Origin of the sequence: Pannonibacter carbonis (assembly GCF_003012935.1) — a bacterium.
Lineage (GTDB): Bacteria > Pseudomonadota > Alphaproteobacteria > Rhizobiales > Stappiaceae > Pannonibacter > Pannonibacter carbonis.
On the sequence record NZ_PUDR01000005.1, the window covers coordinates 260816 to 281629 of the forward strand.

The 20814-nt window shown below is 66.0% G+C and carries 15 protein-coding genes and 1 other RNA gene; 4 read left to right on the forward strand and 12 right to left on the reverse strand.

Features of this window, described 5'->3' with window-relative positions:
* Positions 1-7: 7 nt before the first annotated feature.
* From ftsL to C8348_RS09570, 6 genes are all read right to left on the reverse strand, one after another.
* Complete coding sequence (gene ftsL / locus C8348_RS09545; protein ID WP_106753085.1) at positions 8-391, reverse strand: cell division protein FtsL; 384 nt, start codon at positions 389-391, stop codon at positions 8-10.
* A gap of 3 nt (positions 392-394) precedes the next feature.
* Entirely contained in the window at positions 395-1435 is a 1041-nt protein-coding gene (gene rsmH, locus C8348_RS09550) for a 16S rRNA (cytosine(1402)-N(4))-methyltransferase RsmH (protein ID WP_106753086.1), read from the reverse strand.
* Complete coding sequence (locus tag C8348_RS09555; RefSeq protein WP_106753087.1) at positions 1432-1878, reverse strand: division/cell wall cluster transcriptional repressor MraZ; 447 nt, start codon at positions 1876-1878, stop codon at positions 1432-1434. The genes rsmH and C8348_RS09555 overlap by 4 nt, the downstream gene beginning before the upstream one ends.
* A 373-nt stretch (positions 1879-2251) precedes the next feature.
* Positions 2252-2677: RNase P RNA component class A (gene rnpB, locus C8348_RS09560), an RNA gene on the reverse strand.
* 32 nt (positions 2678-2709) lie between these two features.
* A complete protein-coding gene (locus C8348_RS09565; protein ID WP_106753088.1) occupies positions 2710-5520 on the reverse strand; it encodes a DUF2339 domain-containing protein in 2811 nt (936 codons plus the stop codon).
* Positions 5521-6190: 670 nt separating this feature from the next.
* Positions 6191-7714: an AMP-binding protein gene (locus C8348_RS09570; protein WP_106753089.1), complete on the reverse strand. Its 1524-nt coding sequence runs from the start codon at positions 7712-7714 to the stop codon at positions 6191-6193.
* Between the two features lie 199 nt (positions 7715-7913).
* On the opposite strand from C8348_RS09570, the gene C8348_RS09575 reads away from it, so the two are divergent.
* Positions 7914-8567 (forward strand): CoA transferase subunit A, encoded by a 654-nt coding sequence (locus tag C8348_RS09575; protein WP_106753090.1) that lies wholly within the window; start codon positions 7914-7916, stop codon positions 8565-8567.
* 3 nt (positions 8568-8570) lie between these two features.
* On the forward strand, positions 8571-9236 hold the full coding sequence (locus C8348_RS09580; RefSeq protein ID WP_106753091.1) for a 3-oxoacid CoA-transferase subunit B: 666 nt from the start codon (positions 8571-8573) through the stop codon (positions 9234-9236).
* A gap of 14 nt (positions 9237-9250) precedes the next feature.
* Here the strand turns inward: C8348_RS09580 and pdxR are convergent, their stop codons facing one another.
* Entirely contained in the window at positions 9251-10696 is a 1446-nt protein-coding gene (gene pdxR / locus C8348_RS09585; RefSeq protein ID WP_106753092.1) for a MocR-like pyridoxine biosynthesis transcription factor PdxR, read from the reverse strand.
* Positions 10697-10809: 113 nt separating this feature from the next.
* Here pdxR and C8348_RS09590 point away from each other — a divergent pair, with 113 nt between their 5' ends.
* Positions 10810-11481, forward strand: a complete 672-nt coding sequence (locus C8348_RS09590) for a pyridoxamine 5'-phosphate oxidase family protein (protein ID WP_106753093.1) — start codon at positions 10810-10812, stop codon at positions 11479-11481.
* Positions 11482-11731: 250 nt separating this feature from the next.
* On the opposite strand, the gene C8348_RS09595 is transcribed toward C8348_RS09590, so the two are convergent.
* The 3 genes from C8348_RS09595 to C8348_RS09605 form a co-directional block, all read right to left on the reverse strand.
* Entirely contained in the window at positions 11732-12412 is a 681-nt protein-coding gene (locus C8348_RS09595; RefSeq protein WP_244293972.1) for a lytic transglycosylase domain-containing protein, read from the reverse strand.
* A 334-nt stretch (positions 12413-12746) separates the two neighbouring features.
* Positions 12747-13508, reverse strand: coding sequence for an N-acetylmuramoyl-L-alanine amidase (locus C8348_RS09600; protein ID WP_244293973.1), 762 nt, complete (start codon positions 13506-13508; stop codon positions 12747-12749).
* Entirely contained in the window at positions 13505-14197 is a 693-nt protein-coding gene (locus C8348_RS09605; protein WP_106753094.1) for a J domain-containing protein, read from the reverse strand. The genes C8348_RS09600 and C8348_RS09605 overlap by 4 nt, the downstream gene beginning before the upstream one ends.
* Positions 14198-14386: 189 nt before the next feature.
* On the opposite strand from C8348_RS09605, the gene C8348_RS09610 reads away from it, so the two are divergent.
* A complete protein-coding gene (locus C8348_RS09610; RefSeq protein ID WP_106753095.1) occupies positions 14387-16642 on the forward strand; it encodes a putative bifunctional diguanylate cyclase/phosphodiesterase in 2256 nt (751 codons plus the stop codon).
* Between the two features lie 9 nt (positions 16643-16651).
* Here C8348_RS09610 and arsC read toward each other — a convergent pair whose 3' ends face one another.
* The gene (gene arsC, locus C8348_RS09615; protein WP_106753096.1) at positions 16652-17068 is read right to left on the reverse strand and encodes an arsenate reductase (glutaredoxin); all 417 of its coding nucleotides are present in this window, start codon (positions 17066-17068) and stop codon (positions 16652-16654) included.
* Positions 17069-17198: 130 nt separating this feature from the next.
* A complete protein-coding gene (locus C8348_RS09620) occupies positions 17199-20810 on the reverse strand; it encodes a hydantoinase B/oxoprolinase family protein (RefSeq protein WP_106753097.1) in 3612 nt (1203 codons plus the stop codon).
* Positions 20811-20814 lie beyond the last annotated feature (4 nt).

Genomic DNA, 20814 nt, shown 5'->3' on the forward strand with positions numbered 1-20814 from the left:
TTTGCCCTTACTGGATGGTTGCGGTTGCAGCCGTGGTGGTGGCAACCGGGGCCGCAGCAAAACCGTCGATGAGGCTGTCGATACCGACAGGCTCCAGCATCACCGGCTTCACAGGCAGCGTATCGAGACTGACGATCTGCTTCGGCTCCAGCGGCTGCAGCTGAAGGAAGTCGCTGTAGCGCTCAACCAGCCCCTGCAGTCGCTGCGGCTGGTTCAGGAGGCTCCATTCGGCCCGCAAAAGGCGGATGGCCTCGCGCTCATCCTCGATCTTGCGCTTGAGTTCAGCCACTCGCTCGGCCGAGCGCTCAGCTGCCATCTTCATGTCGAAGACGGTGGCAGCGCCGATCACGACGGCGATCACGAAGACAAGATTGAGATAGCGGCCAAGCATTGCCTATCCTCCAAGTCCCTGGAATGCCGCCAGATGCGGCACGCCGATCGCGTGAATGTCGAGGCTGCGGGCCGGGGCCGTGGTGCGGCGGCCAGCGCGCAGGCGCGCCGAGCGCGCGCGCGGATTGACGGCCGTCTCGGCCTCGTCCGGCTCCTGGCCACCCTTGACCAGCAGTTCGAATGTCGCCGGCGGCACGTCCTGCTCCGGCATGTGGCGCGAGCCGCCAGCCGTGACGCGGCAGCGGTCGGCAAAGAATTTCTTGACGATGCGGTCTTCGAGGCTGTGGAAGCTGACGACCACCAGCCGGCCACCGGGACGCAGGACCGCCTCAGCCGCCGCAAGCACCTCGGCGGCCTGATGCAGCTCGCTGTTCACATAGATCCGCAGCGCCTGGAAGGTGCGTGTGGCCGGATGGATGTGCATCTTCTTCGGCGAACGGCCGACGACCTTCTCGATCAGCGCCGCCAGATCAGACGTCCGGGTGAACGGCTCCAGCTTGCGCCGGGCCTCGATGGCGCGGGAGACCTGACCGGCGCGCTTTTCCTCGCCAAGGAGGCCGATGATGCGGGTCAGGTCACGCGCCGGCAGCGTGTTGACCACATCGGCGGCGGAGGGACCCGCCTGTTCCATGCGCATGTCCAGCGGCCCGTCGCGCATGAAGGAAAAGCCGCGATCGGCTTCATCCAGCTGCATCGAGGAAACGCCGAGATCGAGCACGACGCCATCGACCGCCTCGACGCCGAGAGCCTCGATATGGGAGGCAAGATCGGCAAAGCGGCCCGGCACCAGACGAAGCGCGCCCTTGGCGGTGGCGACCAGCGCCTGACCGCCGGCAATCGCATCCGGATCGCGGTCGATGCCGATGACATGCGCCCCGGCCGCCAGCAGCGCCCGCGAATAGCCGCCAGCGCCAAAGGTGCCATCAACAATCAGCTCGCCGGGCTGAGCCGCCATGGCGGAAAGCACGGCGTCCAGTAGAACGGGAACATGGCGCACGGGGGCGCCGGAGGCTTCGTCGATCACGGCTGAAAGATCATCCGTCATGCCGGACCTCCTGCCGTCAGCATGGCCAGCGCGCGCTTCTGCGCCTCGGCGCGATGGGCGCGGAACGCCTGCGGCTGCCAGAGCTGGAACTTGTAGCCCAAACCAACGAAGGCGACTTCATCGGTGATGCCGGTCTGCTCGCGGATCATGTCGCTCAACATCATGCGGCCCTCCGCGTCGACCTTCGGCGTCTCGCTGGCGCCGAACAGGGCAAAGGCCAGCGCATCATGGTCGGCAGACAGCTTGGCAAAGCCGGCAAGGCGGGTCTCGATCTCGCCAACAAGCGCATTGCCACCCGCATCAACTGCCGGAGCGTGGGGAGAGGCGATGCAGTACAGCCCCTCGAAACCATCCCGCGCCAACACAGCCCGAAACGGCGCGGGAATGGACACGCGACCCTTCGAATCCAGCCGGTTGACAAAATGCGAGACGAAGCCGGCCATAATTCCCTTTCAACACGCCTTCTGGCGTGAGCCCCGAACCCTCGGAAATCACTGAATGAACTCAAATGACACTGCGTGCCGTCCCATGCCGGGGACATTCACGTGGCGCGGAAAACCGCGGTCCATCCATCATTTCCGGGTCATTATGGGATACCATGGGATGGCATGGGCGTCAATGGAATCACCCGCCATACAGCCCATGGCGTCCCGCAATGACACCGCCTGTCCCCAGAAACATCAGCAGGGTTAAGCGAGTGTTACCGGGGCTGAACTGGCAGGTCTGGGATCCATGTCGCAGAGCCGGTCTCAGCCGGCACGACAGGGCGAACCGGCGCCGGTCGGGCGGCGTGGCTTGAGCGAAGGAAGGGGAAAAGGTGTCAGTCGGCCTGTAAGCCGGGTTTTGTAAGGCAGGCCGGCGAACCGGCCCACGTAACGGCAATTCATCTGGGACGCCTGTTGCCAGACGCCTCGCGCAACCTACCCGGATGGCCGGCCTGGAAACCAACCCGGCGCCCTTGCGGGAACCTGCGCCATCCCTATTCGGTTTTGCTCCCGGTGGGGTTTACCGTGCCGCTTCCGTTACCGGTCGCGCGGTGGGCTCTTACCCCACCCTTTCACCCTTACCTCAGGCCCTGGTCCGCATCCGGGGACGCGGGGGACGAAGGCGGTTTGCTTTCTGTGGCACTTTCCCTGGGGTCGCCCCCGCCGGGTGTTACCCGGCACCGTGTCTCCTTGGAGCCCGGACTTTCCTCTCCCGCACCCTTTCGGGTCTCGCGGCAGCAGCCGTCCGGCCGACTGACCCGCCCCCCTTACGGACGAAACGGAGCCGGGTCAAGGACGAGCGGTGTCATCGGCTGCAGGCGGCGGGGCCGGCAGCCGCAGGACAAGCCGCTGATAGGCAACGCCGATCCCCATCAGCGTGAGGCCAAGACCGACGAAGGACAGCGCCCGCATGACACCTTCGAGCGAGGCCATGTCGATCAGGAATACCTTCAGCACCACGGCGGCAATGACCACGCCGGACAGCTTGCGCAGACCAAGCGAGGCACGCAGGAAGCCGAAGCCGAGCAGACCGACGCCGATCACCAGCCAGACCAGCGACGTGACATAGGTTTCCAGTTCGCTGACCGGGGCTGCATCGAGATAGTCCGGACTGAACGCCTGACGAATGGTGAGATTGACGAACCAGAAGCCAAGAAGGGCGGCAAAAAGCGCTGTGACCTGGACATAGCGGCGCGGGCGCACCGGGGCCGCGGCGACAGCCAGCACCGCGTAAAGCAGCGCCGGAAGCCCGTAGGCATAGGTCACCCAGTTGAAGACACGTCCCGTCCCGACCGATTCACCCGTCATCAACGGATTGACCAGCGCGGCGAGGCTCATAGCGCCAAATCCCATGCCGGCGAGACTGACCGCCATGGCGCCCCAGGTAAGGACCGGAGACACCGTGTTGCGGCCGAGCCGGGTGAGACCGAGGGCAACCGCGCCGCCGATCAGCACCAGCACGGCGCTGGCCTGCAGTTCCATGCCATTGCCGGAGAAGCGGAAGACCGGATCCACGGCATGCAGCGCCAGCATGGCGAGGGCAAGAACGCCAAACAGGATCGCAAGCGCCTGGGTGCCCAGCGCCGGCAGGTCACGGGCGCGAAGGCTGAGGAGCACCGCCGCACCGGTCAGGCCAAGCGCTGGCAGGCCGTAACCCGGCAGCAAGGCATTGAACAGCGGCGTCGTCCCGAGCTGATCGCCGACGATGAAAGGATCCCACATCAGCCGGGCGGCATAGGGAAGGACGCTGAGCGGAACCAGCCAGCGCAGCGCCACAAGCCTGTGCCGTAGTCCGGTTGCCGCGACGATCAGGGGCAAGAGGCCCAGCGCGACCGTGAGCGCGGCCGAGCCAAGGCTGAAACAGGCGGCGAGCACGGCGAGGGTGAGGCCGGCAATGACCCAGCCGGCCAGGGCCGCCTCGCCGCCCGGAACAAAGGGCGCGGCTTGAGACGACTGGCGCCGACCGAAGCGGGCGGTGAAATGCTCGGCCATGGCAAGGCAGAGCAAGGCAAGGGACAAGGCGAGCAGACCGAAGCGCAGCGAAACCTGCCAGTCTTCAAGACGGATCCAGGCGATGCCGACAAGGCCGACGACGCCTGCGAGCGCCGCGCCGGTGACAGGGCCACGCGCAGCCGACCGCAGCGAGGCGTAAAACGCCAACGCAAACAGCACCAGGCCCTCGATGCCGATCAGCAGGCGGAATGTGGCGAGCCGTTCGGTCGCCTCCGCCGGCACTGGTGTGATCACCGCCGCCGCATCGCCCGTCAGCGTCATGCGGGTGAGGTCATCCAGCCTCAGGCCCTCGCCAAAGCCGAAGGCGAGCAGCAGCAGCACCAGGAGCGGCGCAATGACGGCATAGCGCAGCGCCGGTGCCTGACAGGCGAGTACGAACGGGACAAGCAACAGGCCAGCCTCGACCAGACTGAACCCCAGGCTAGTCGGGAACTGCAAGGTGAGGACGAGCGGCAGCAGGACGGTGGAGAGCGCAGCAGTGGCAACCCAGTCCACGGAAACCGGGAAGGCCGGGGCATTGCGGTGCAGGCGATAGACGAAGCCGGCGAGGACAAGAGCCGTTGCCGCCAGCAGATAGAGCACCAGCGCCAGCCGGTCCCCCTGCCCGGCCGCAAAGCCGAACAGGAAGCCATAGGCGCAGAGCCCGGCGACGGCAAGGCCGGCGAGCCAGAGCCAGAACCGCGTGCGGCCGATACCGATGGCGGCTGCCGAGACGAATAGGACATAGGTCATGGCCGGCACAAGCGCTGGTTCGCGCGAGGACACCAGCAGCGGCACGGCGTAGCTGGCGGCGACGCCCAGCCCGGCCAGTGCCGGCCCGTGCAGCAGCGCCGCGAGCATCGTGAGTATTGCAACGGCCCCAAGCGCGACAAAGGCCGATGCCGGACCAAGCAAGCCGTAGAGCGCGTGGGCAGCATAAAGATCGGCAAACAGCGTCAGGCTGCCGGCGGCCGTCAGCGTTGCAGGAATGTTGGCTGTCTCAAAGCCTGGAACGGAGAAGACACTCGGCCAGCGCCGGGTGAACTCGCCCGCTGCCATCAGGCCAAGCCCGAGGATTGCCCCGAGAAGGATCCGCACCTCAGGACCGAAGAGATTGTTATCAATCGCGTATTTGACGAGGAACACGCCGCCGATGGCCAGCGCGATGCCCCCGGCCCAGACAGTCCACTTGCCGCCAATCTCGCGTTCCCGGTCGATGGCGGGTCTGGTCGATGGTTCCACCGGGTTTGCCTGCGGGGCCTCGTCGCGGCGTGGCAGATGGGCAAAGGGGCCGGACAGGGGCGCATCTGCATCGGGTTGCGGCAGGTCGGCAGCCTCAGCGGCGGCATATGCGGGGCTTCCGGTGGCTGCTTCCGCCGGTGTCTTGTCTTCAGGCGCGGCGGACAGAAAATAATCCTCCACCTCGCCATCGGGACCTGGAATGGTCTGCGCGACCGAGCGGACATCCAGCCCGGGCGTCAGCGCGCGTTCGAGCGTGGCAACGCGTCGCTTCAACTCACTGACCCGGAAATAAAGGATGATCGGCAGCACGAATGCAATGAAGCCGAGGCCCAGGCCGAGAATTGCAAGGGTAGCCAACTCGTCCATGTCGTTCTCCTGATCCGGGCCTCAGGTGCAGGACACCCGCACTGCCAGAGTCCTACAGGATGCAGCAGCGCGATGCCATGGACGACGAGAGGGACAGTTATCTTCGTCATGCCATGACGGCAGGGGGGCGGGGGCCTGAACGACGGCCGGACCGAGGGGCGGCTCTGCAGCCGGATCAGGAAACCTGTGGCAGCGGATGTCACGCTCGGCTGAAATTTTCTTCGTCATGCCATGGCTCGACCATGGCATCCATGCCGTGACCTGGCAGTCAGGCATCGGCATCCGCGTGGACGGCTGGTCGGGTGGCCTTTTTCGGGTCCGTGTAGGCTGAAAGGGAACGGCATGGATGCCATGATCAAGTCATGGCATGACGGCAGGGGGTATGGGGGCGATGTTGACGGCAGGGGGTACGGGGCCGGAACTCCTGTCGGACCGGGCAGAACAGCGGCAGCGCCATATACAGCAACAGTTTCTTCGTCATGCCATGGCTCGACCATGGCATCCATGCCGTGACCTGCCGGCCCGGCACTGGCATCCATGTGGACGGCTGGTCGGGTGGCCTATTTCGGGTCCGTGCGGACCGAGAGGGAACGGCATGGATGCCATGATCAAGTCATGGCATGACGGCGGGGGGGTACGGGGGCGATGTTGACGGCAGGGGGGCGGGTTGTCAGTCCGGCCCGGTTGCCGCATGACGCTGGCGGAGGTCGGTCTTGAGGACCTTGCCATAGGCGTTCTTGGGCAATTCGGCGACGAAGTGCCAGGCCTTTGGCCGCTTGAAACGGGCGAGCGCGGCTAGGCAGTGGGCGTCGAGATCGGAAACCGTGACGCCTGGATCAGCCACCACGAAAGCCACCACCACCTCGCCCCAGTCCGGGTCGGGAGCGCCGATGACCGAGACTTCCCGCACAGCCGGATGGGTGAGCAGCACCTCCTCGACCTCACGCGGATATATGTTGCTGCCGCCGGAGATGATCACGTCCTTGGAGCGGTCGGTGAGCGTCAGGAAGCCGTCGGGGGACAGGCGGCCGACGTCGCCGGTGTGCAGCCAGCCGCCGGCGAGGGTTTTGGCCGTTGCCTCCGGATTGTTCCAGTAGCCGGCCATGACGGGCGTGCCGCGAACCAGGATCTCGCCGTCCTCTCCCGGCCCGAGCGGTGCCCCGTCCGGACCGGCGATGCGCACCTCGACGCAGGAATGCGGCGTGCCGACGGAGCCAAGCCTTTCGCGCCAGGAAGGATGGCTGCGGTCTGCCACCAGATGGCGCGGCAAGGCGGTGATGGTCATCGGGCACTCGCCCTGGCCGTAGATCTGGACGAAGCGCGGCCCCATGACCGCCACGGCCTCCTCGATGTCGGCGACATACATGGGCCCGCCGCCATAGACGATGGTGCGAAGGCCCTCGCCGGTGACGCCGTCGGCCTGGGCGCGCTCCACCAGCCGGCGCACCATGGTGGGGGCGGCGAAGAGGTGCAGGCTGCCGAAGGCCCGGCCCAGCGCCAGGATCTCCGCAGGCTCGAAGCCGCCGCTGTCCGGCACGACATGGCCGGCACCGCGAATGACATGCATGAAGTTGTAGATGCCGGCGCCGTGGGACATCGGCGCGGCATAAAGGGCGGCGTCCTCGGGCCGGACCTCGTCGACATCGCAGAAGTAGCTGAGCGTCATGGCCATCAGGTTGCCGTGGGTGATCATCACCCCCTTCGGCTTGCCGGTGGTGCCGGAGGTGTAGAACAGCCAGGCGAGATCATCGCGCCCGCGTGGCGCAGGGCTGGCATGGTCGTCATCGGCGGTCAGACCGAGATCAAGGCCGGCAAGCCGGGTGGCGGCTCCAGCCTCCAGGAGCGCGGCGGCAAGATCCGTGTCGCCCGGATCGGCGACAAGCATCAGGTCGGCACCGCTGTCGCGGGCAATGAAGGCCGCCTCGCGGACATGCAGCTTGTAATTGACCGGCACCATGGCAAGGCCCGCGTGCCAGCCGGCGTAGAGAAGCTCAAGGTAGGCCGGGCAGTTCTCGGTAAAGATCGCCACGCGCGCGCCGGGCTTGAGCCCTTCAACGGACCGCAGGTGAAAGGCGCGGCGGCGCACCCTTGCGGCAAAGGTGGCGTAGTTGGCGACAAGGCGGGTTCCCTGATAGAGCGCTGGCCGCTCCGGCATCACCCGGCCCGCGCGGGCCAGCCATTCGGCAACGTTCATGTCTCCTCCCCCGGGCTCTGGCGATTTTGTCCCAGACAAGCCCGGTTTGCCGCCGCTGGCAAGTCACTCGAAGGATGAGGCTAGGAGGTAGGACAGGAGATGCTGCGTCGCAAAAACTTCATTGGTTCAGCGGTTTGCAAAGCGGTAGCGTCCACGGGCTGCCGAAGGGGCAGCGGGCAGCAGGGAGCTGGCGCAACCCATGAAACATGCGATCAAGGCCGAGGAAGCGGCCGCAATGGTTCCCGATGGCGCAAGCGTGCTGATCGGCGGTTTCATGGCCGTCGGATCGCCGCATCGCCTCATCGACGCTCTGGTGGCGCGCGGCGCGCGGGATCTCACCATCATCGCCAATGACACCGCCATGCCGGGCAAGGGCATCGGCAAGCTGATCAGTGCCGGCGCGGCGCGCAAGGTAATCGCCTCGCATATCGGCCTCAACCCGGAGACCCAGGCGCAGATGATCGCCGGGACGCTGGAGGTGGAGCTGGTGCCGCAGGGCACGCTGGTGGAGCGGATCCGGGCCGGCGGCACCGGGCTCGGCGGCGTGCTGACGCCGACCGGCATCGGCACGCTGGTGGCCGAGGGCAAGGAGGTCATCGAAGTGGATGGCCGCCCCTTCCTGCTGGAGCGCCCGATCCATGCCGATGTGGCGCTGATTGCCTCGCGTCAGGCCGATTACGTCGGCAATCTCGACTATTCGCTGACCGCCCATAACTTCAACCCGATCATGGCGCTGGCCGCCACGCTGGTGATCGCCGAACCGCAGGTGATCGTGCCCGTTGGCGTCATTCCGCCGGATGCGGTGAAGACCCCGGGCATTCTGGTTGATCACATTCTGGCACGGGAGGTCTGAGCCATGGACGCCAAGGAACTCATCGCCCGGCGCGTGGCGCTGGAGGTCAAGCCGAACACGCTGGTCAATCTCGGCATCGGCCTGCCCAGCCTTGTTGCCAATTTCCTGCCGAAGGACGTGCATGTGTTCTTCCAGGCGGAAAACGGCGTCATCGGCCTCGGCTCGCGGCCGGAGGAAGGCATGGAGGATCCGGACCTGACGGATGCCGGCGGCAGCTTTGTGACCGCCGTTCCGGGGGCCGCCTCCATCGACAGCGCCATGAGCTTCGGCCTGATCCGCGGCGGGCATCTCGACATGACCGTGCTGGGCGGCCTGCAGGTGGATGCGCGCGGCTATCTCGCCAACTGGATGGTGCCAGGCAAGATGGTGCCGGGGATGGGCGGGGCGATGGATCTCGTCGCCGGGGCGCGGCGCGTCGTGGTGGCGATGATCCACAGCGCCAAGGGCGAGCCGAAGCTGGTGACCGAATGCAGCCTGCCGCTGACCGCGATGCGCCGGGTGGATCTGGTCGTCACCGACCTTGCCGTCATAGCACCGACCGACGCGGGCCTCGAACTGCGCGAACGGGCACCGGGGGTCGATGTTGACACGATCCTGGCGGCAACCGGCGCGCCGCTGATCATCCCCGGCGGATCGGCCGGGACCGTGCCGGAAATGCGGCTGGCCTGATCAGGATCGGGTCGTCAGAGACTGCGCAGGAGGTCATCGATGGCGGCCACGCAGCGATCGATGTCCGCCTGCGTCGCGCTGGCGTAGCCGAGGATCAGCCCGCTTTCGCGCTCCGGCCCGAGATAGCTGGAGCTGAGCGCGGACGGGGCAAAGCCGCGCTTGTGAAGCGCGCCGGCCAGCCACTGATCGTCCACCGGCTCGTTGAAGCGCAGGGCAAGCTGGATGTTGCCGGTGGGCGGGGCGACGCGGATGCGGTTGCCCAGCCGCGCCGTCAGTGCCGCATGCAGCGCATGGCCGCGCCCGGCATAGACCTCGCGCACGCGCTTGAGATGGGCACGGTGATGCCCTTCGCTCAAGAAATCGGCCAGCGCCGCCTGGACATGCGCATTTGCCTGGCGGCCGGTGTTGCGCAGCAGCAGGGTCAGCGGCCGCGCCATCGCTTCCGGCACAACGCAATAGGCAATCCGCAAACCGGGCAAAAGGCTCTTGGAGAAGGTGCCGAGATAGATCACCTCGCCCTGGTCAGCCAGGCCCTGCAACGCGGCGATGGGCCGGCCCTCGAACAGGAACTCGCTGTCGTAGTCGTCTTCCAGGATCAGCGCCCCCGCCTGCCGCGCCGCCTCGATCAGGGCCAGGCGGCGGTCAAGGGTCATGCGGCCGCCGAGCGGGTAATGCTGCGACGGGGTGACATAGATGAGGCGCGGCGCGGGCGTGCCGGGCGCAAGGCGTGAGATATCGGCGCCGCGCTCGTCCACCGGCAGGGGATGCACGGTGAGGCCAGCCCCGAGAAACGCCGTGCGGGCACCGATGTAGCCCGGATTCTCGATCAGCGCGGCATCGTCCGGATCGGCGAAGGCCTGGGCAAGGGCGGAAAGGGCTGCCTGCATCGAGGAGACGATCACGATCTGTGACGGCGACGCCCGGACGCCGCGCTCGGCGGAGAGATAATCGGCAAGCGCCTCGCGCAGCACGGGAAGACCGGCAGCCTCGTCGTAGAGGATGCCGGTGCGGAGCGACCTTGCGGCCCGGCGCAGGGCACGGCCCCAGAGTTCGGTCGGAAACAGGGCCGGATCCGGCAGGCCCGCCTGCAGCGCGCCGCGGCGGGTGATCCAGTCCGGGCCACGCGGATCGGTGGTCAGGCGCACGCCGCGCGCCGACAGGGCGACGGGGCGGGCCGCGGGCGTGGCAACTTTGTCCGAGCCCTCGGGCCGCACCGGACCGCTGATCCGGGGCGCGGCGCCGGGGCGGACCTCGATGACGCCTTCGGCTGCCAGCAGCTCATAGGCGAGATTGACGGTGTTGCGCGACACCTCGAGAGCGTCGGACAGCTGCCGCGAGGACGGCAGGCGCAGACCCGCCTTCAGCGTGCCATCGAGCACGGCGACGCGCAGGGCAGCATAGATCTGCTGCGGCAGGCTGCGCGGCGATGTGCGATCGAGGGTGATCAGGGCGTCGAGCAACTGGACCTCTCATTTTGCGCAGGAGTGGCTCTGGCAAGGCTCCAGTCGATAGCACATCCTGATCACACGCGAAAAGCCCGCTTCGCTGAGGCCCAACCGGACAGACACCTGCCATGAACGATATCGTTTTCGACCCGAAGTCCCTGCCCCGCCACGCCAGGATCCGCAACGGCCTGCGCGCCGACTACGACCGGGATGCCGTCCATGCGGTGCTGGATGCCGGCATGGTCGGCCATGTCGGCTTCATCAGCGAGGACCGGCCCATGGTGATCCCGATGGCCTATGGCCGCGATGGCGAGACCATCTACATCCATGGGGCAAGCGCCGCGCGGATCGTCAAGGCGCTGCCGGAGGGCGCACCGGTGACGATGACGGTGACCATCATCGACGGCCTCGTCGTCGCCCGTTCGGCGTTCCACAACTCGGTCAACTATCGTTCGGTGGTGGTGCACGGCCGTGCCCGGCCGGTGACGGAGCTGCAGGAGGCCGAAACCGCGCTGGCGGTCATCACCGATCACCTGCTGCCCGGCCGCTGGGCCGAAAGCCGCAAGATGACCGAAAAGGAACTGAAGGCCACAGGCATTGTCGCCATCGAGGTGGAACATGCCGCAGCCAAGCACCGGGCTGGCCCGCCCGTTGACGACAAGGACGATCTCGACCTGCCGATCTGGTCCGGCGTGGTCCCGGTCATGACCGCCGTTGGCGTGCCCCTTGCCGACAGCACCACCCGCCCGGAGGTTCGCGTGCCGGCATCGCTGACAGCAAGCCGGCGCAAGTTCCTGTGAGGACACGGGTTGGGTTAAAGGGCTGACAGGCCGGTTTCGCGCTGTCCCGGCCTTGTGCCGGGACCTGTCATGCGTCCGAACCACCTAGCCGCCTTTCTGCGATCACACCTTACAGGTCCCGGCTCAAGGCCGGGACAGCACGGTGAGACGTGCGTGTCAGCGTGCGTGCCCAAGTGGAGGATGTGCCAGAGTGGCTGCAGAGGGCTGGTTCGATAGCGGTGCAGAGGACCGGTGGCAGTCCCCCCGTCGATCAGGCCGAGGCGAGGATGACCTTGACCTTGCCGCAGTAACGCTTGCTGACCGGGTTCATGCGCTTGGCAAAGTGGCCGGCGTTGTAGCGCAGGATGGTGCCGCAAGTGTCGCCCGAGGCGAGCTTGTGCGCGGCAGCAAGGTAACGCATGCCCCATTCCAGGTTGGTTGCTGGATCGTAGAGCGCCTTGACGGACCCCCGAAAGCCGAGACCGCGCGCGGTCGCCGGCTTGATCTGCATGAGCCCGACTTCACCGGCACTGCCACGGGCGCCCGGGTTGTAATTGCTTTCCACACGGACGACGGCATGGGCCAGCGCGAGCGGAACACCGTGCTTGCGCGCGGCGGCGTCGATCAGGTCCTTGAACCGGGCCTGCGAGGAACCTGCCGCTTTGGCCGTGACAGAGGCCTCAGGGCTCTTGCCCTTGCGCGGCATGAGCAGACCAGCGGCCACCGGCTCATCGACCGGGCGCCAGGCCGGACGCAGCAGGCCGGAATCATCCTCGACCAGCACTTCCCGCATCTCGGGCTTGTCCTTGCTCTTGCTGGCTTCGGCGCCCGGCTTGGGCAGCAGCACGCGGCCGCCACTGGCGAGACCTGGTGAGGCTGACGCAGCCAAAGAAATAAGAAGGGCAAAAAAGGCAAAAGCCACCCGGCGCAATGGTGTGCGCGATTGAGACATGCGGTCAAACTCCGTCTTGTTGTTCTTTGTCAGCCATCGGCAAAAACGAGGCGCAGAGAAATGACGGCGACCTGGGGCCAGAATGGGCCCGGATCAATCACGAAATGTTACAGCTATTAACTCTATTACTACGAAATCACTGGCAATTTTTCGTCATTTTCTGCGAAGTTTGGCGAAAATCGGGCAATACTGTGACTTATTGCGGCAGGGATGAGGACAGCCTGAAACCCGCCTTTTTTGACTTCCGGAGATTTCAGGTTGCCGGTCTGACGCCAGGTACGTTGCGCTGCGCCGGAGCAGACAGACAGACGGGACAGATCGTCACGAGCGCACGTCAGCCAAGATCAGGCAGGCTCGTCAGCAGCGCATGCAGGGTCGCAATCGTCGAGGCGTCGGCGATGCCATCGACGCGCTCGGGCCGGAAATGACGCTGGAACGCGGTGACGACGGTCGTGGTTTGGGCGTCGTATTCGCCATTCACGGCGATGTTGTAGCCGTAGATTGCCAGCATGGACTGCAACGCCTCAATGGGCTGTCCGCTCTCCCCCTGCTGGAAGAAGCGTCCGCCGGTCACCGGAACAGGCGGGACGAAATGGCCAATATCATGGGCAGCGAGACGGTCCCAGGGGAACAGTTCACCCGGATCTTCCTTCCGCTCGGGCGCGATGTCGGAGTGGGCAAGAACCCGCCAGGGCGTGATGCGGTGACGGGCGCAAATGTCAGCGCACAGCGCGATCACGGCTGCGATCTGGGCTTCGGGAAAGGGCCGATAGCCCCAGTTGTGGCCAGGGTTGACGATCTCGATGCCGATGGAACAGGAATTGATATCGGTGACACCCTTCCAGAACGACTTGCCCGCATGCCACGCCCGGCGGGCTTCCGGCACGCATTGCAGGATCGAGCCATCCTCCTCGACGAGGTAATGCGCCGAGACCTCGGCACGCGGATCGCACAGGCGCTGCAGCGCGCTGGTCCCGTCCTGCATGCCGGTGTAATGCAGCACCAGCATGTCGATGGTCGCCGCATCGCGCCGCTCATTGTGATTGGGAGAGGGATGCACCTTCGCGCTGACGCTGCAATCTGTCCGGACACTCACAGGCCACGCTCCGCATTGATCTGGGCATAGGCTGCATTGAGCGCAGCCAGCCGGTCATTGGCGATACGAACAAACTCTTCCGGGACACCCCGCGCGATCATCACATCCGGATGCGTCTCGCGGACTTCGCGGCGGTATTGCGCCTTGATGTCCTCGGGGCTGGCATCGGGAGAGATGCCGAGAACCGCATAGGGATTGCCGCGCTCGCGCACATGCCGGGCCAGCACCTTGGAAAACTCGCGCGCATCGAGGCCGAAAATCTCGCTGACCCGCTCCAGAAAGCTCAGCTCATCCTCATGCACGACCCCGTCCGCCTTGGCGATGTAGAACAGGCCATCGAGGATGTCGAGCAGGGTCTTGCGGTCATAAGGGAACAGGTCGGCCAGCTTCTTGGCGTAAGTCTCGAAGCCGGCGATGTCTTGCTTGGCGAGGTCGAACAGGCGGGCGACGTTGGCCTCCTCGCCGGCGGGCACTTCGAACAGGTCGCGGAAGGCCAGCACCTCATCGGTGGTCACCACCCCGTCCGCCTTGGCCATCTTGGCCGAAAGCGCAATCATCGCGACCGTGAAGCCGACGGAACTGGTGCCCTCCGGCCGCGCCAGAACGAGCTGCACCAGTCGGTCGATGAGCTGGGCCCCACCTGCGCCGATGGCAGACACGATGGCGCCGATGCTGCTCCAGATGTTCAACCGCCTGCTCCATTCCTTCAGGGACGGACGCCTTCGCACAAGCACCGACCCGAACACCCATGGACTACAGGGACTTGCCGTTCCTTCGCAAGTCCCGGCCGTCACCGGACAGGCTGCATAAACTTGGCTGAAACCTCTCATGACTAAAGTGCCGCCAAACAGGACGTGAGAAAAGGCGATTTCCCGACAATGACCCAGCTTTCCCGCCGGCGGAATCTCGCCATGGTCGTTGCCCTCTTGCTCCTGACGACCCTGCTTGCCGCAGGGCTGTTTGCCAGCAACCGGCTGCTGGCGCGCTGGCTGGTTGTCCACAGCCTCGAATCGGCTCTTACAGGCTGGAGCCAGGTCTCCGTCGGGCTCGGCGGGACAACCGGGACGGATGATGCATTGTCCGTGTCCGGCCTTGGCTTGCGGCTGACAACCCTGTCCGAGACCTATGCCCAGATCCCGCAGGACGCGGCCGCAAGCCCATTGCTCGAAAATGGCACCGCCTATCTTGACCGCATTGCCAACGCAGCAACGGCGGAGATCGGTTCCGACAGCCTGCGGGCCCGGGCGCAGATCCTGTTCCCCGACATGATGGCCTGGTCGAGCGCTCGCGCGGCTGAAATGACGGCCCAGTTGCCAGAGGCGTTTCTGGTGCCGCCGGTGACGCAGCAGCAACTGACCGAAACATTCCTGCAGTTGCACGAAGCCCGAACGCCGCGCCTCACCGTATTCCGCACCTGGTGGGGCGGGGTCGAGCCGCTGGCGATCATTGCAACGCCGCTGCGCCGCGCCGGTCACCTCTATGGCAGCGGTCTGTTGCTGCTGGATGTCTCTCCTGTAATCGCCTCGGCCAACCGGCTCGTGCTGACCGTCAGCGCCATCATGGCGACGCTGAGCGCTCTGTCCTTCTGTTCGGCGATCTTCGTCTTGTGGGTCCGGTTTCGCGATGTCGTGCGCACCAACCAGAATATCGAATTTCTCGCCCACCATGATCCGTTGACCGGGCTGCCGAACCGCGCCGTCTTCAGCGCCAAGCTGAACGAAGCCCTGCGGCTTGCCCATGCCAAGGCAAGCAACATCGCCGTGGTGCTGATCGACGTCGACAAGTTCAAGGCCATCAATGACACCTACGGCCATGGCACCGGCGATGTGTTTCTGCAGATCATCGCCGACCGGCTGCGCTCGGTGTTCGGCCAGCATCTGGTGGCGCGCCTGTCAGGCGACGAATTTGCGGTCATGGTCACAAGCCATTCCGACGTGGCGCGGATGACCAAGATGGCAGGCGACATGATCGCGGCAACCAAGGCCCCTTGCGTCATCGACGGCATCGAGATCCAGATTTCGCTGTCGATGGGCCTGGCGCGCGCCAATGACGGCAGCTGGCGGGCCTCGCGTCTCCTGCACTGCGCCGACCTTGCACTGTACCGGGCCAAGCACTCGGGCCGTTCGACCTTCATCTGGTACAATCCGGAGATGGACGCCGAAGCCCAGCGCCGCAAGGAAATCGAGGCCGGTCTCATCAAGGCGCTGAAGTTCGATCAGTTCGAGCTGGTCTACCAGCCGCAGTTCTCCCTGCATGACAATCGCCTCAAGGCCTATGAGGCGCTGATCCGCTGGGAACATCCGACCAAGGGCACGATTGCACCCGATGTGTTCATTTCGGTTGCCGAGGACACCGGCCTCATCGAGGACATCGGCGACTGGGTGCTGCGCCGCGCCTGCAAGGAAGCCGCTGCCTGGGACGACAAAAGCCTGCGCGTGGCAGTGAATTTCTCGGCCGCGCAGTTCCGGGCCGGCGAAACGCAGAAGAAGGTGGCCAAGGCGATTGCCGAGTCCAGTATCGACCCGCGCCGGCTGGAAATCGAGATTACCGAAAGCCTGCTGATTGCCGACACCGAAGCCGTCGTCGAGACGCTTGAGGCGATCCATGCACTCGGCGTCACCATCGCCATGGACGACTTCGGCACGGGTTACTCGTCGCTCAGCTACCTGAGCCGGTTCCCGTTCGACAAGATCAAGATCGACCGCAGCTTCATCCGCAATCTGGGGCGCGACATCGGCACGGATGCCATCGTTACCTCGATCATCGGGCTCGGCCGGTCGCTGAATGTCGAAATCACGGCGGAGGGGGTCGAGAACCAGGACCAGGTGACGCTCCTGCGTGCTGCGGGCTGCGATCTGGTGCAGGGTTTCCTGTTCGGCCGGCCTGGCGCCGTGCGCCAGGGACAATCAACCATGAGCGCTGCCGAAGCGCCGCTGTCACGCGCCTTCTCGACCCCATCGGACAGCGAGACTGTTGCCGAGGACGCCGACGTACGTGAGTGGACGCTTGAGATTTCAGCGAAGACAACAGTGGTTGACGCCGATGACGCAGGCATCGCTTCAGATGGCACGATCCTGGCGCCGCTGCCGGAGACGGTCGACGAAGCACTGGCGAAAACATCCGCGCTGCAGTGACGTGACCGGTCAGCCGCCGTGCCTCGGGGCCTCGATCACCTGACCATCCTCCTTGATGAAGGTGCCGATGGCCGGATTTGGTAGAATTTCCAGCACCACTTCCGACGGACGGCAAAGCCGTACGCCCTTCGGCGTTACGACCAGCGGCCGGTTGATCAGGATCGGATGCTGCATCATGGCATCCAGCAGGTGATCGTCACTCAGTCTCGGATCACCGAGGCCGAGTTCTGCATAGGGCGTACCCTTTTCGCGCAGCACCTGGCGGACCGAGAGACCAGCCCGGCGGATCAGGTCGACCAGCGCGCCCCGATCCGGCGGCGTCTGCAGATATTCGACGATGCGCGGCTCCTCGCCTGAGCGCCGGATCATCGCCAGCGTGTTGCGCGACGTGCCACAGGCCGGATTGTGGTAGATGGTGATGGTCAATTGCAAAGGCCTCCAGCGACCGGTTGCTCTCCAATCACAGGCCCTTAGCAGACAAGAACGTCAAACACGCTACAGTTCAGCCTGCCACGCCGACGCAACAGGCTGAAGAATGTGTGTTGCTGGCGGCGGATCAGTCCGCCGCGCCCCAGCCGCCAGCCGTCGGCGTGATGACGGTGACCGCATCGCCGGCCTCCAGCACCGTCTGGTCGCAGCTCGCCAGCACCTCAATGCGTCCATCCAGCCGCCGCACCTCCGTGCGCCCGATCGTGCCGTCAGCGCCGCCCATCATGCCCTTCGGCGGCAGGGTGCGGTGCGAGCCGAGGATGGCGCAGTCCATCTTCTCGAGGAAGCGCAGGGTGCGCCGGGTGCCGCCGCCGGCCGACCACTTGCCCTGCCCGCCCGACCCCGGCCGGATGTGGAAGTCCTCCAGTAGGACGGGGAAGCGGAACTCCAGCACCTCCGGATCGGTCAGACGCGAGTTGGTCATGTGCGTGTGCACGCCGTCGGTGCCGTTGAAGCCGGGACCGGCCGGCGATCCGGAGCAGATGGTCTCGTAATACTGGTAGGTCGCGTTGCCGAAGGTCAGGTTGTTCATCGACCCTTGCGCATTGGCCATGGCGCCCAGCGCGGCGAAGAGCGCGTTGGTGACATGCTGCGAGGTCTCGACGTTGCCGGCCACGACCGCCGCCGGATAGGCCGGTTTGAGCATCGAGCCATCCGGGATGATGATGTGGATCGGCTTCAGGCAGCCGGCATTCATCGGGATGTGGCCATCGACCATGACGCGGAAGCAGTAGAGCACGGCGGCACGGGTCACGGGTTCGGGCGCGTTGAAGTTGTTCGGCTTGACGCCGGTGGTGCCGGTGAAGTCGACCGTCGCCTCGCGCTTGTCCCGGTCGACGGTGATCTTCACCCGGATCACCGAGCCCTGGTCGGTCGGATACTCGCAGGAACTGTCCTTCAACGCCGAGATCACCCGGCGGACGCTTTCCTCCGCATTGTCCTGCACATGGCCCATGTAGGCCGTGACCACGTCGAGACCGAAGTGGTCGACCATCTTGCGCAGCTCCTGGATGCCGCGCTCGTTGGCGGCGATCTGCGCCTTCAGGTCGGCGACATTCTGGTGCACGTTGCGCACCGGATAGGGATGCGAGGTCAGCAGTTCCACCAGCTCCGCCTCGCGGAAGCGGCCCTGGTCGACGAGCTTGAAGTTGTCGATCAGCACGCCCTCCTCGTCGACCGTGGTCGCGCGCGGCGTCATGGAGCCCGGAGCCGAGCCGCCGACGTCGGCATGGTGGCCGCGGCTGGCGGCCCAGAACAGGATCTCCTGGCCTTCGTCATCGAAGACGGGCGAGACCACGGTGATGTCCGGCAGGTGGGTGCCGCCGTTGTAGGGCGCGTTGAGGGCAAAGACGTCGCCGGGGCGGATGTTGCCCGCGTTCAGCTTGATCACCGTCTCGACCGAGCGGTCCATGGAGCCGAGATGCACCGGCATGTGCGGTGCATTGGCCACCAGCGCGCCGGTGCGGTCGAACACCGCGCAGGAGAAGTCCAGCCGCTCCTTGATGTTGACCGAATAGGCGGTGTTCTGCAGCGTCACGCCCATCTGCTCGGCAATGGACATGAAGAGGTTGTTGAAGACCTCGAGCATGACCGGGTCGGCATGGGTGCCGATGGCAGCCGCCCGGTCGAGCGGCACAACCCGGGTCAGGATCACGTGGTCCTTGGCGTTGATGGTCGCGCGCCAGCCCGGCTCGACAACGATGGTCTGGTGCGGCTCGATGATCAGCGCCGCCCCGTCGACGCTCATGCCGGGGGCAAGGCTGGCGCGGGCATAGACAACGGCATCATGCCAGGCGCCAGCGGCATAGAAGCGGGTCATGCGGGCGGGCGTGGCCGTGCCACTTGCCAGCGTGCAGTCGGGTTCGGCAATGCCGGCGCCACCGCCGAAGCTCTCGACCTCAACCGCCTCGACCACCACGGGCTTGTTCTCGTAGGCAAAGCCGAACTGCTTGCGGTGCGCCTCCTCGAAGGCTGCGAGCATCTCCACGACCGACGACAGCAGCACCGGCATCGGCGTGTCCGTGCCCTCGTAGCGCAGATGCGCGCGGGACAGCGTCTGGCGGTCAGCGGCAGCAACGCCCTGCCCTGCCAGCTCGGCCTCCGTCTCCGAGGCGAGCCGCTGGGTCAGCCGGGCGAGTTCCGGCAGAAGGGCGGCATCGAGCCGCTTGACCACCGCCTGCTGCCGGTTGGCGCGGATGTCGGCAAGGCCCATGCCATAGGCCGACAGAATGCCGGAGAAGGGATGCACGATGACCGTGGTCATGCCCAGCGTGTCGGCCACCATGCAGCCCGACTGACCGCCCGCGCCGCCGAAGCAGGTCAGGGCATATTCGGTCACGTCATAGCCGCGCTGGACCGAGATCTTCTTGATGGCGTTGGCCATGTTCTCGACGGCGATGCGCAGGAACCCGTCCGCCACCTCGACCGCCGTGCGGCCATCGCCGATGCGCTCGGCCAGCTCGGCAAAGGCCACCTGCACCGCCTGGGTGTCCAGCGGCTGGTCGCGGCCGGGGCCGAAGATCTTCGGGAAGAAGTCGGGCAGCAGCTTGCCGGTCATGACATTGGCATCGGTGACCGCCAGCGGCCCGCCCCGGCGGTAGCATTTCGGGCCGGGATTGGCGCCGGCCGAATCCGGTCCGACCTGGAAGCGGCCGTCCCGGTAATGCAGGATCGAGCCGCCACCGGCCGCCACCGTGTGGATCATCATCATCGGCGCGCGCATGCGCACGCCGGCCACTTCCGTCTCGAAGGCCCGCTCATAGGTGCCGTCGAAATGGCAGACATCGGTGGAGGTGCCGCCCATGTCGAAGCCGATCACCTTCTCGAAGCCGGCGAGCTTCGACGTTTCGACCGCGCCGACCACGCCGCCGGCCGGGCCGGACAGGATGGCATCCTTGCCCTGGAACAGGTCTGCCGCCGTCAGGCCACCGGAAGACTGCATGAACATGAGACGCGGCCCCGCGCCCAGCTCCTCCTGCACCTGCGCCACATAGCGGCGCAGGATCGGCGACAGATAGGCATCGACCACGGTCGTGTCGCCGCGCCCCACCAGCTTCATCAGCGGCGAGACCTCGTGACTGACCGAGACCTGCGGGAAGCCGATGGCCCGCGCCATGGCGGCAACGCGCCGCTCGTGATCCGGATAGGCATAGGCATGCATGAAGACGATGGCGACCGAGCGGATGCCGTCCGCAAAGGCGGCCTCCAGCGCGGCGCGAGCGCCGGCCTCGTCCAGCGGCAGTTCCAGCGTACCATCGGCGCGCAGGCGCTCGGCGATCTCGTAGACCCGCTCGTAGAGCAGCTCCGGCTTGATGATTTCCTTGGCGAAGATCTCTGGCCGGGCCTGATAGCCGATGGCCAGCGCATCGCGGAAGCCGCGCGTGGTGACCAGTGCCGTGCGCTCGCCCTTGCGCTCCAGCAGCGCGTTGGTGGCGACGGTGGTGCCCATCTTCACCGTGGCGATGCGGCCGGAGGGGATCGGCGCCCCGGCGGAAAGGCCCATCAGCTCGCGGATGCCCTGAACGGCGGCATCGCGATAAGCCTCCGGGTTCTCCGACAGGACCTTGTGGGCGTGGATGCTGCCGTCCGGCGCCCGGCCGACGATGTCGGTGAAGGTGCCACCGCGGTCGATCCAGAAATCCCACTGACCGTCAGCCTGACCTGCGATCTGCCCGCTCATGCCA

What these genes read in the sequence shown, in the direction of transcription:
- ftsL (WP_106753085.1), bottom strand. Translation starts at nt 391, where the DNA reads ATGCTTGGCCGCTATCTCAATCTTGTCTTCGTGATCGCCGTCGTGATC.
- rsmH (WP_106753086.1), bottom strand. Translation starts at nt 1,435, where the DNA reads ATGACGGATGATCTTTCAGCCGTGATCGACGAAGCCTCCGGCGCCCCC.
- C8348_RS09555 (WP_106753087.1), bottom strand. Translation starts at nt 1,878, where the DNA reads ATGGCCGGCTTCGTCTCGCATTTTGTCAACCGGCTGGATTCGAAGGGT.
- C8348_RS09565 (WP_106753088.1), bottom strand. Translation starts at nt 5,520, where the DNA reads ATGGACGAGTTGGCTACCCTTGCAATTCTCGGCCTGGGCCTCGGCTTC.
- C8348_RS09570 (WP_106753089.1), bottom strand. Translation starts at nt 7,714, where the DNA reads ATGAACGTTGCCGAATGGCTGGCCCGCGCGGGCCGGGTGATGCCGGAG.
- C8348_RS09575 (WP_106753090.1), top strand. Translation starts at nt 7,914, where the DNA reads ATGAAACATGCGATCAAGGCCGAGGAAGCGGCCGCAATGGTTCCCGAT.
- C8348_RS09580 (WP_106753091.1), top strand. Translation starts at nt 8,571, where the DNA reads ATGGACGCCAAGGAACTCATCGCCCGGCGCGTGGCGCTGGAGGTCAAG.
- C8348_RS09590 (WP_106753093.1), top strand. Translation starts at nt 10,810, where the DNA reads ATGAACGATATCGTTTTCGACCCGAAGTCCCTGCCCCGCCACGCCAGG.
- C8348_RS09595 (WP_244293972.1), bottom strand. Translation starts at nt 12,412, where the DNA reads ATGTCTCAATCGCGCACACCATTGCGCCGGGTGGCTTTTGCCTTTTTT.
- C8348_RS09610 (WP_106753095.1), top strand. Translation starts at nt 14,387, where the DNA reads ATGACCCAGCTTTCCCGCCGGCGGAATCTCGCCATGGTCGTTGCCCTC.
- C8348_RS09620 (WP_106753097.1), bottom strand. Translation starts at nt 20,810, where the DNA reads ATGAGCGGGCAGATCGCAGGTCAGGCTGACGGTCAGTGGGATTTCTGG.